Source organism: Polaribacter sp., from assembly GCF_965656025.1.
GTDB lineage: Bacteria > Bacteroidota > Bacteroidia > Flavobacteriales > Flavobacteriaceae > Polaribacter.
In genome coordinates this window covers 26399-37185 of the sequence record NZ_CBFHJT010000028.1, presented here as the reverse complement: position 1 = coordinate 37185, position 10787 = coordinate 26399, and the positions used below count along the sequence as shown (strand labels likewise).

The following is a 10787-nucleotide window of genomic DNA, read 5'->3' as shown; positions in this document are numbered from 1 at the left end:
TGATAAAAATGAGGCATATTTTGTTTTGTTCTACCATTTACCACATATTTTACGCCATCTTTTTTCCATTGTTTTAAATCGCCAATTGTAGAACTTCGTTTTCCAAAATCACAAACAGCTGCTAAGGTTATTACTTTTTTTAAACGTTTGTCTTCATTAGCTTTTAACAATACAATTCCTCCTCCTCTACTGTGCCCAATAATGGAAATGTCATTTACATCTGTCTCTGCTTTAAAGTCAATATTTGTAGAAATCCAGTCTAAAATACTTTCTAAATCATCTAACTCTTTGGTGTAATTGTTATTACCAAACGCTTCTAAATCTGGAAAGTCAATTGGGTTTTCTGGAGTTCCTCCATTATGTGAAAAGTTGAATTTTATAAAGAAAGAACCAGCTTTTGCAAATGCTTCTGCCATTAAATTCCAAGCGCCCCAATCTTTAAAACCTTTATAACCATGACAAAAAATTACTACTTTTTTTGGTTGGTTAGTTTCCTCATAAAATACGTCTGTTACAATGGATTTTTCATGTTTACCATCAACAATTATATTTTTTAGTTGTATCATATTTTAATATTATTTATTAAGAAGATAAATTAGATTTCCTATGGCAACAACGCCTGTTAAACAACCCAAAATAAAGTCCATTTTTGTAGCAACATACTGTAGTTTGTGCTCTATTTTTTCTGCAACAATAGCATATAAAGAATACAAGGTAAAGGAACCTAAAGTAGAACCAACAGAAAAATAAAAACTGTTTAATAACGAGTATTCAAAATAATCTAAACCTATTAAAAAAGAAATAGTTGTAAAATAAAAAGGGATGGCAATTGTGTTTAAAGAAGACATTAAAATACCGTGGAAATAAGCTTTAGATTTTGGTATATCTTGTTTCTCTTTAGGCGCTTTAGATGTAAAGTGTAGTCTAAAAAAATTAAAAGATAATAGAAATAAAATACCTGTTCCAATTTTTTGGATTAAGGTAATATATTCTGAATTTTTCATTAAAATATTAGATAAATAAGCACCAATATTTGCTTGAAAAAAAAGTATAGTTGCATAGCCTCCGATTAAATAAAAAGCAGGTTTTTTACCATTTCTTAGACTAAATTTTACAACTGTTAAATTTAAAAAACTTGGGGTAATACTGCCTCCTGCAGCAATAAAAAACCCTAAAAGGACACACGTTAAAAAGACCATATTTTGTTTTAGATATACAAATAAACAAAAAAACGCATCAAGTATTTGATGCGTTTCCAATTTATTATAACTTAAACCGTATTTAGATAATACCTTGTGCTAACATAGCATCTGCAACTTTTACAAAACCAGCAATGTTTGCTCCTCTAATATAATCTATAGAACCATCTTCATTTTCTCCATATTCTACACAAGAATCATGTATGTCTTCCATAATGTCTTTTAATCTAGAATCTACTTCTTCTCTTGACCAAGAAATTCTCAATGAGTTTTGGCTCATTTCTAATCCAGAAGTGGCAACACCACCAGCATTACTTGCTTTACCTGGTGCAAATAGTATTTTACCATTTTGAAACTCGTGAATTGCATCTGGTGTAGAAGGCATATTTGCTCCTTCAGAAACGCACATACAACCATTTTCAATTAACTGTTTTGCTTCCTCACCATTCAACTCATTTTGAGTAGCACATGGCAGAGCAATATCACATTTTACAGACCAAGGTCTTTCTCCTTCAAAATATTTTGCATTCGAATATTTTTCTGTGTATTCGCTAATTCTACCTCTTTTTTCGTTTTTAATGTACATAATATGTTTTAGCTTCTCTGTATCAATACCTTCTTCATCTAAAATATACCCACCAGAATCAGATAATGTTAATACAGTTGCCCCTAATTCTATCGCTTTTTCTGCAGCAAATTGTGCTACGTTTCCTGCACCAGAAATTACTACTTTTTTACCTTCGAAAGAATCATCCTTTCTTTGCAACATATTTTGTGCAAAATACACAGTACCATAACCTGTAGCTTCTGGTCTAATTAAAGAACCTCCCCAAGATTGTCCCTTTCCTGTTAAAACTCCTGTAAAGGTGTTTTTTAATTTTTTATACATACCAAACATAAAACCAATTTCTCTAGCACCCACACCAATATCTCCAGCAGGTACATCTGTGTTATGTCCAATATGTCTAAATAATTCACTCATAAAAGCATGACAAAAACGCATAATTTCGTTATCAGATTTTCCTTTTGGATCAAAATCTGAACCTCCTTTTCCACCACCCATTGGCAAAGTTGTTAAAGAGTTTTTAAACACTTGTTCAAAAGCTAAAAACTTTAAAATACTTGCATTTACTGTTGGATGAAAACGCAAACCACCTTTGTAAGGCCCAATTGCAGAGTTCATTTGTATTCTATATCCTCTATTTACCTGAATTTCTCCATCATCATCTACCCAAGAAACACGAAAAGAAATTAATCTTTCTGGCTCTACCATTCTTAGCAAAATGTTTTTTCCATGATAAATATCGTGATTTACAATATAAGGTATTACAGTTTCTGCAACTTCTTGAACAGCTTGTAAAAATTCTGGTTCATGGTTATTTCTACTTTTAACCATTTCCATAAATTCTTCAATTTTTAACTCTATATTATTTGCCATATTATTTTATGAATTTAATAAAAATTATGTCTGCAAAGATAGTTAAATTATAAATTGTTAAAATAATAATTATATTTTATTTAACATCTTCATCGCCTTATTTCAATCGATTTCGAAAGGTGTTTGTCTTTTTTAAGTTTTAGATTGATAAAACTCTACAAAAAACACTAAATTTGTACCTTAATTTTACCCGAAAATGTTAGATAAAGTAAAGGAACTTATTGGTGATGTAAAAGCATTTAATGCTACTACAAAAGAAGAGGTTGAAGCGTTTAGAATTAAATATTTAGGAAGCAAAGGTTTGCTAAAAGATTTGTTTGCAGAATTTAAAAATGTAGATGCAGCAATGCGTAAAGATTTTGGGCAAGCACTAAACAACCTAAAAAAATCTGCAGAAGGTAAAGTTGCTGCTTTAAACGAAACTCTAGAAAATACGACAAGCCAAAAAAGTTTTTATGGAGATTTAACACGTCCTGCAGAACCTATAGAATTAGGTTCAAGGCACCCAATATCATTGGTAAAAAACCAAATTATTGATGTTTTTAATAGAATTGGTTTTACCGTTTCTGAAGGTCCAGAAATTGAAGACGATTGGCATAACTTTACTGCTTTGAACTTGCCAGAATATCATCCTGCAAGAGACATGCAAGACACGTTTTTTATTGAGCAAGATCCAGATATTTTATTGCGTACGCATACTTCTTCTGTACAAGTACGTTATATGGAAAAAAATGATCCGCCAATACGAACCATTTCTCCAGGAAGAGTTTTTAGAAACGAAGATATTTCCGCAAGGGCACACTGTATTTTTCATCAGGTAGAAGGTTTGTATATAGATACTGATGTTTCTTTTGCCGATTTAAAACAGACTTTATTATATTTTACAAAAGAGATGTTTGGGAAATCTAAAATTCGCTTGCGTCCTTCTTATTTTCCGTTTACGGAACCAAGTGCAGAAGTTGATATTTACTGGGGATTAGAAACAGAAACAGACTACAGAATTACCAAAGGTACAGGTTGGTTAGAAATTATGGGGTGTGGAATGGTAGATCCTAACGTACTAAAAAATGCGAATATAGACCCAACAAAATACTCTGGTTACGCATTTGGAATGGGTATAGAACGTATTGCGATGTTACTATACCAAATACCAGATATTAGAATGTTTTACGAAAATGATAAACGTTTTTTGGAGCAGTTTAAGTCGGTGATATAGTTGAAAAGTAGCTTTACTTTATAAATTTTCAGCATTAAAACTTTAAAAACAATTATTTGAAAAAAGACATCAAAATACCTGAAGTTTCCAATGTAGAAATGGCGGTTGTTTATGAGTTTAATGACATTTACAACACCAATGATTGGAATGTGTATCTCATCAACAAAAAAGATGTAGATTTAGAAATGGTCGTGATTGTTTCGCAAGGTTTTTCTGATACTAAAACCACGTCTTTATTGCGTAAAAAAATAGAAAAATTGCCAGCCAATTCTTTTGCTAAGGTTGAATTAATTCAGCCAGAGTTATTTGCTTTAAACAACCGTTTTCAAGTTACTTTTTTTGAAGGAAACAACTTGTTTGAAAAAACGTTTATTTTTAAAGAAAACACGATTAAAGAAGGTGCTTTACGTATGATTCCTGAGTTGAATAAACGTGGTGTAACACCTAATAATTATCACATAAATAACAATTAACAAATAAAGAAGTGATTTTTAATTCTATTGACTTTGCCTTGTTTTTACCAATAGTATTTGTTCTTTATTGGTTTTTAGCAAATAAAAATTTAAAACTACAAAATCTTTTGGTAGTTATATCAAGTTATGTATTCTATGGCTGGTGGGATTGGAAATTTTTAATACTGATTCTATTTAGTACTATTGTTGACTATTTTGTAGGAATTGAACTTTTAAAACAAGAAAACCTTAGGAAAAGAAAGTATTTGCTATTGGTAAGTGTTATAGTAAATCTTGGACTCCTTGGTTTTTTTAAATATTACAACTTTTTTTTAGAGAATTTTAATGCTGCTTTTTCTTTTTTTGGAGCAGAAATAAAAGTAAGTTCCTTAAACATAATTTTACCTGTTGGTATTAGTTTCTATACTTTTCAAACATTAAGTTATTCTATTGATGTTTATAAAAAGAAATTAAAACCTACCAAAGATTTTATTGCGTTCTCGGCTTTTGTTAGTTTTTTTCCACAATTAGTTGCAGGACCTATTGAAAGAGCTAAAGATTTATTACCTCAATTTTATACAAAAAGAACTTTCGATTATTCAAAAGCAGTTGACGGAATGCGTCAAATTCTTTGGGGTTTATTTAAAAAAATGGTAATCGCAGACAATTGCGCTATGTTTGCCAATCAAATATTTAATAATTCAGATGATTTTACTGGTAGTACACTTGTTTTAGGTGCTTTATTCTTTACTTTTCAAATTTATGGCGATTTCTCAGGATATTCAGATATTGCTATTGGTACATCTAGATTATTTGGTTTTAATTTAACTCAAAATTTTGCATTCCCTTATTTTTCTAGAGACTTTGCTGAGTTTTGGAGAAAATGGCACATTTCATTAACAAAATGGTTTAGAGATTACCTGTTTATTCCAATGGCAAGACTCAATAAAAATAAAAAAAAATCATGGAAAATAATAATAGTTTTTATCCAGTTTATTATTATCGGGCTTTGGCATGGTGCTAATTGGACATATGTTGTATGGGGTATTGTAAATGCAATGCTTTTTATACCCACATTATTAAAAAAAGGAAAACAAAAGAATATTGGAACTATTGCTAAAGGGCGTATTATTCCATCACCTAAAGAGTTTTTTAATCTATTTTCTACCTTCAGTCTATTTGTTTTTTCAATTATTTTTTTCAGAGCTGAAAGCTTAAAACATGCGATAAGTTATCTATCGAATATTTTTTCACTATCGCTATTTTCAGTACCTAATTTTACAGGAAAAAAAACAGCACTTATTACACTTTTTTTAACATTACTATTTTTTTTAATTGAATGGTTTGGACGGAATGATAAATACGGTATAGAAAAACTTGGTTATAATTGGAAGGCACCAGTTCGCTTAACAGTGTATTATATCATCATTTTTATAATTTTTATTTTTAAAGGAAAAACACAAGAATTTATTTATTTCCAATTCTAAGTTATGAAAAAATTTGTTTTTAAATTAATATTATTTTTATCCCCACTATTAATTTTTACTGTTTTATTGGAAGTTTTATTGAAAAATATTCCTAATGTATATATTTATAAAAAAGAATATTTAGATAAAAATGCAATAAATATAGAAACATTAATTTTAGGAAGCTCTCATTCTTATGGAGGCCTAAATCCTGAACTATTTTCATCTAAAACCTTTAATGCAGCCCATAGTGGACAATTATTTTATTATGACAATAAAATTTTCAACAAGTACAAGGATAGGTTTAAAAGTCTGAAAAACATTATATTACCCATTTCTTATGCTAGTTTTTTTGGAAATTATCAAATAAAAGAAATCTCACATTATAAAAAAAATTATAACTATTATTTTGGATTAGGAACAACTCAATCAATTGAAGTAATAGAAAATAATCCTAAAGAAAATCTAAAAAAAATAGTTGGCTATTATTACAATAACAATTATGTCACTAAACTAGGTTGGGCTAAAATTTTCAACTCTAAAGAGTCTAGAGATTTAATAAAATCTGCCCATGAGACTTTAAAATGGCATACACCAGATAACATAAAATCTAAGAAAAATCAAACAATTTTCAAAGAAAATTTATCTACTTTAAAATCTATACTTAACTGGTGTAGAATTAATAATGTTAATGTTATATTATATACATTACCTGCATATAAAACTTATAGAAATAACTTAAATAAAGAGCAGTTATCTATAACAATTCTTGCTGCACAAAAAATAGCTGAAGAATATAAAAACTGTATTTATTTAAATTTAATCGCAGACAATAATTATATAGAAAAAGACTTCTGGGACTCAAGTCACCTTTCTGAATATGGTGCAGAAAAACTTTCTCGCTTTATGGATAGTATTATAGAATTTGATGTGATATCTCAACAGCGAAAAACTCTTAATAATCTATCCCAAAAACCCAATAACTAAATACAAAATAACGGTAATTAAGCCACCAAAAAGCGCATAAGGCAATTGTGTTTTTACGTGGTCTATATGATCACTTGCTGAGGCCATAGAAGAAATAATTGACGTATCTGAAATTGGAGAACAATGATCTCCAAAAATTCCACCACCTAAAGTGGCAGCCACCACAATGGTAATATCTGCACCATGCGTATTTGCCATCGGTATAGAAATTAACAGCATGATTGCAAAAGTACCCCAAGAAGTTCCTGTAGAAAAGGCAATAAAAGAACTTACTACAAAAATAACTGCTGGTAATAATTCTGGAGACAACCAACTTTCTGTTACGTTTGCTACGTAATTACCTGTGTCTAAAACCTTACAAGCATCACCAATAGCAAAAGCTAATAGCATTAACAAAGCTAATGGCATTAACTCGCTAATCCCTTTTAAGGTTAAGTTTACGGCTTCTTTTGGTTTTAAAAAACCCTGTATCATATACATTATAATGGCTACTAAAAGTGCTGTAACTACAGCATATAAAACGGATGAAGAGCCAGATCCTGCTCCAATAGCTTGTTTTACATGATCAAAAGTAGAAGTGTATTCTTTTACTTCATTCCAACCTGTGTAAATTAAATTGATGGGCATCATACAAACCATAACCAACAATGGTACAATCATGTTGTAAGCTTTGGCTGGTATACCTTCTTTTGGCGGAAAAGAAGTTACCTCATCTGAAACCATAGGTTTGGCACCTATGTTCATTAACAAACCTGTTTCTTTGGTTCTTTGTTCAGCTTTTTTCATCAAACCAAAATCTTTCTTTGATAAAATAACTACAAACACCAAAATAATTGCCAATAGTGGATAAAAATTATATTTGATAGAAGCAATCATCACCGAAAATGGCTTGTCTATACCTTGTGTTAATAACAAGCCCATAATAAATGCACCCCAAGCATTAAAAGGGATTAAAATTGAGGAGGGTGCAGAACTAGAATCTGCAATATAAGCCAGTTTTTCTCTGGGTATTTTTAATTTATCAAATATAGGGCGATATAAAGTACCTACTGTTAAAGAAGAAATACTGGTTTCTACAAACAGTAACAAACCTGTAAAAGTTGCCAAAATTTGCACCATAATTCTACTATAACCCGTTTTTTTAGCTTCTAGTTTTACTAATTTTTTATTAATGATGTTGATAAACCCTTCTACACCTCTTGAAAATTGAATAAAAATTAACAAAGCACCCACCAAAGCACTAAACATAATAGTTCTTGTATTTCCTTTAGATTGAAAAACATTTACCATTCCCTCTATCATGGCTAAAGTGCCTTGTAACGGATTCCAACCTTCTATAATTAACCAAGAAAACCAAATACCAAATAACAAAGCAATGTAAACTTGCTTGGTTTTTAAAGCTAAAATAATGGCAATTACTGGTGGTAAAATTGATAGAAATCCATATTCCATAAAAAAAGTTTTATTTTGGCTAAAGGTAATAAATTAATAATTTCAGATGTTGTAAATTAGTGTTTTCAAATTAAAATTTAAAATGTCAAAATTCTATACAAAAATCACATCTAGACTTCAAAAGTTTATAGCAGCACAAAAAATATTTTTTGTGGCAACTGCACCAACTTCTGGTAGAATTAATTTATCACCAAAAGGGATGGATTCTTTTAGAATTATTGAAGAAAATAGAGTTTTATGGTTAAACGTTACAGGAAGTGGTAACGAAACTGCTGCACATTTGCTAGAAAACGAGCGCATTACCATTATGTTTTGCTCCTTTGAAAAAGCACCTAATATTTTGCGTTTGTATGGTAAAGGGAAAGAAATTAAAGAAGGAGATGCGTCTTGGGATGAACTCATTTCATTATTTCCAGAAACTCCTGGAACACGTCAAATTTTTGATATTTCTATAGATTCTGCACAAACTTCTTGCGGAATGTCAATACCTTATTTTGAATATAAAGGAGAAAGAAACGATTTAAATGATTGGGCTACAGAACAAGGAAAAGAAGGAATAAAAAATTATTGGGAAAACAAAAACCAAGAAAGTATTGATGGTTTGCCAACCCATATTTTAAAATAAGAAATTAATAGCCATCTGCCTTTTTAATAGCCAAAATAAAATCATCTAAATTTACTTTATTAAGCACTTGTGCAATTGCTTCTTTACAGACTTTTTCAACTCTTTCATTAGAAAAATTCAAGCCTACAGTAATTTTTTTAAATAAGTTTATTTCTTTTAAATGTGCTTCACCATCTACTAAAAGCATTTTTGTTAAACGGTGTAAACGCTCAATTCTTTCCTCATAACTTACGGGCGGATTTATTGGAAATTTTTCTGGGTTATTTAAAATAATCGTAAATTCTTCTAAGGTAATATTTAGTTTTTTACCCGCTTTTATTAACAAGTTTTTTTCACCATCGCTAATGGTACCATCTACCTTTGCAATTTTTACAATGTTTGCAAAATGACCTATTTCTTGTTTGTGTTTTCCTGTTAAGTATATATTTGAAAATGACATATTTTTTTATTTTCCTTAAAAATATAACATAAGAAGGTGTAAACGAAATAAAAACTACTTTTTTAAGAAAAATTTAAAACGGGTATTTTGCTTTTTCGTATTTTGTTGAAAATTCCGATTTTTATAAAAATCATAATTAAAAACAAATCTGTTACTATGAAAAAGTTTTCTTACTTCAATAGGAAAAATATTACGAAACATATACAAAACACAGAATTTGATGTATTGATAATTGGTGGTGGAATTACAGGTGCAGGAATAGCCTTGGATGCTGCATCAAGAGGCATGAAAGTCGCTTTGATAGAAAAAAGAGATTTTGCTTCTGGGACTTCTAGTAAATCTACAAAATTAATTCATGGTGGTTTGCGCTATTTAAAACAATTCGATTTTTGGTTGGTAAAAGAAGTAGGTACAGAACGTGCTATTGTGCACAAATTAGCACCACATTTGGTAATACCAGAAAAAATGATTTTACCCTTAATTGAAGGTGGTACTTATGGCTCTTGGTTAACATCCATAGGTTTAAAAGTTTATGATATTTTAGCTTCTGTAGAAGGTGAAGACAAGCGTAAAATGCTAGATAAAAAGGAAGCTTTGGCAAAAGAACCTTTGTTGCCAGAAAACATCTTAAATGGTGCTGGATATTATGCAGAATACAGAACAGATGATGCACGTTTAACTTTAGAAGTTTTAAAAACAGCATTAGATTATGATGCAAAAGTTATCAACTATACAAAAGCAACCGAATTTATTTATAAAGACGATAGAGTTGTTGGGGCAAAAGTAAAAGATGTTATTACGAATGAAAATTTTGATATAAAAGCAAAATATGTAGTAAATGCAACAGGCCCTTGGGTAGATACTTTACGCCAAACCAATCATTCTAAAACCGGCAAACGTTTACACCTTACAAAAGGAGTACATTTGGTAGTTCCTCATGAAAAATTACCTGTAAAACAATCTGTTTATTTTGATGTGCCAGATGGACGAATGATGTTTGCAATACCTAGAGGAAAAGTGACTTATTTTGGTACCACAGATACCAATTATCAAGAAGATAAAAATAACGTAACTACCAATTTAGTAGATGCAACTTATTTAATTGCTGCCGTAAATAATATGTTTCCTGATATAAATATTTCTTTAGAGGATATAGAATCTTCTTGGGCTGGTTTACGTCCTTTAATTCATGAAGAAGGAAAATCTGCAAGTGAATTATCTAGAAAGGACGAAATTTTTGTGTCTGATACAGAACTCATTTCTATTGCTGGTGGTAAATTAACGGGTTACCGTAAAATGGCAGAACGTATTGTAGATTTAGTAGCTAAAAAATACAAACGTAGGTTTCATAAAGAGTTTGAAGATATTAAAACTAAAGAAATTGTACTTTCTGGTGGTACCTTTGCCAATTTTAATGAGGTAAAAAGCTATACAGATGCCATACAAAATAGAATTACAGAGGTTGGCTTTGATAGAAAAGATGCTGAATATTTGGTACATAATTATGGCAAAC

General features: G+C 30.1%; 11 protein-coding genes. 6 read left to right on the top strand and 5 right to left on the bottom strand.

From position 1 onward, the window contains the following. The 3 genes from ACTG3S_RS07325 to gdhA all read right to left on the bottom strand — a co-directional run. On the bottom strand, nt 1-566 hold a 566-nt coding region (locus ACTG3S_RS07325), incomplete at its 3' end, for an alpha/beta hydrolase family protein (protein WP_439128702.1). Nucleotides 567-575: 9 nt separating this feature from the next. Beyond that, nucleotides 576-1199, bottom strand: a complete 624-nt coding sequence (locus ACTG3S_RS07320) for a LysE family translocator (RefSeq protein WP_439128701.1) — start codon at nt 1197-1199, stop codon at nt 576-578. Nucleotides 1200-1281: 82 nt separating this feature from the next. Beyond that, on the bottom strand, nt 1282-2637 hold the full coding sequence (gene gdhA / locus ACTG3S_RS07315; RefSeq protein ID WP_439128700.1) for an NADP-specific glutamate dehydrogenase: 1356 nt from the start codon (nt 2635-2637) through the stop codon (nt 1282-1284). A 196-nt stretch (nt 2638-2833) separates the two neighbouring features. Between gdhA and pheS the strand changes: the two genes are divergently transcribed. From pheS to ACTG3S_RS07295, 4 genes are read left to right on the top strand one after another with little or no spacing between them, the layout of a single operon-like run. Further along, a complete protein-coding gene (gene pheS / locus ACTG3S_RS07310; protein ID WP_439128699.1) occupies nt 2834-3853 on the top strand; it encodes a phenylalanine--tRNA ligase subunit alpha in 1020 nt (339 codons plus the stop codon). 56 nt (nt 3854-3909) lie between these two features. After that, nucleotides 3910-4326, top strand: coding sequence for a hypothetical protein (locus ACTG3S_RS07305; RefSeq protein WP_439128698.1), 417 nt, complete (start codon nt 3910-3912; stop codon nt 4324-4326). A gap of 11 nt (nt 4327-4337) precedes the next feature. Next, entirely contained in the window at nt 4338-5792 is a 1455-nt protein-coding gene (locus tag ACTG3S_RS07300; RefSeq protein ID WP_439128697.1) for an MBOAT family O-acyltransferase, read from the top strand. A 3-nt stretch (nt 5793-5795) separates the two neighbouring features. Then, entirely contained in the window at nt 5796-6758 is a 963-nt protein-coding gene (locus ACTG3S_RS07295; RefSeq protein ID WP_439128696.1) for a hypothetical protein, read from the top strand. Here ACTG3S_RS07295 and ACTG3S_RS07290 read toward each other — a convergent pair. Beyond that, complete coding sequence (locus tag ACTG3S_RS07290) at nt 6735-8210, bottom strand: Na+/H+ antiporter NhaC family protein (RefSeq protein ID WP_439128695.1); 1476 nt, start codon at nt 8208-8210, stop codon at nt 6735-6737. The two genes, ACTG3S_RS07295 and ACTG3S_RS07290, sit on opposite strands and share 24 nt — an antisense overlap. 82 nt (nt 8211-8292) lie before the next feature. Between ACTG3S_RS07290 and ACTG3S_RS07285 the strand changes: the two genes are divergently transcribed. Next, on the top strand, nt 8293-8835 hold the full coding sequence (locus tag ACTG3S_RS07285) for a pyridoxamine 5'-phosphate oxidase family protein (RefSeq protein ID WP_439128694.1): 543 nt from the start codon (nt 8293-8295) through the stop codon (nt 8833-8835). Nucleotides 8836-8839: 4 nt separating this feature from the next. Here ACTG3S_RS07285 and ACTG3S_RS07280 read toward each other — a convergent pair whose 3' ends face one another. Beyond that, nucleotides 8840-9274, bottom strand: coding sequence for a TerB family tellurite resistance protein (locus ACTG3S_RS07280; protein WP_439128693.1), 435 nt, complete (start codon nt 9272-9274; stop codon nt 8840-8842). A 156-nt stretch (nt 9275-9430) separates the two neighbouring features. Between ACTG3S_RS07280 and ACTG3S_RS07275 the strand changes: the two genes are divergently transcribed. After that, nucleotides 9431-10787: glycerol-3-phosphate dehydrogenase/oxidase (locus ACTG3S_RS07275; protein ID WP_439128692.1), on the top strand; the 1357-nt coding region annotated here is incomplete at its 3' end.

Bases quoted from the DNA above. Each gene is read 5' to 3' on its own strand.
- ACTG3S_RS07295 (WP_439128696.1), top strand. From the start codon at position 5,796: ATGAAAAAATTTGTTTTTAAATTAATATTATTTTTATCCCCACTATTA.
- pheS (WP_439128699.1), top strand. From the start codon at position 2,834: ATGTTAGATAAAGTAAAGGAACTTATTGGTGATGTAAAAGCATTTAAT.
- gdhA (WP_439128700.1), bottom strand. From the start codon at position 2,637: ATGGCAAATAATATAGAGTTAAAAATTGAAGAATTTATGGAAATGGTT.
- ACTG3S_RS07285 (WP_439128694.1), top strand. From the start codon at position 8,293: ATGTCAAAATTCTATACAAAAATCACATCTAGACTTCAAAAGTTTATA.
- ACTG3S_RS07320 (WP_439128701.1), bottom strand. From the start codon at position 1,199: ATGGTCTTTTTAACGTGTGTCCTTTTAGGGTTTTTTATTGCTGCAGGA.
- ACTG3S_RS07290 (WP_439128695.1), bottom strand. From the start codon at position 8,210: ATGGAATATGGATTTCTATCAATTTTACCACCAGTAATTGCCATTATT.
- ACTG3S_RS07280 (WP_439128693.1), bottom strand. From the start codon at position 9,274: ATGTCATTTTCAAATATATACTTAACAGGAAAACACAAACAAGAAATA.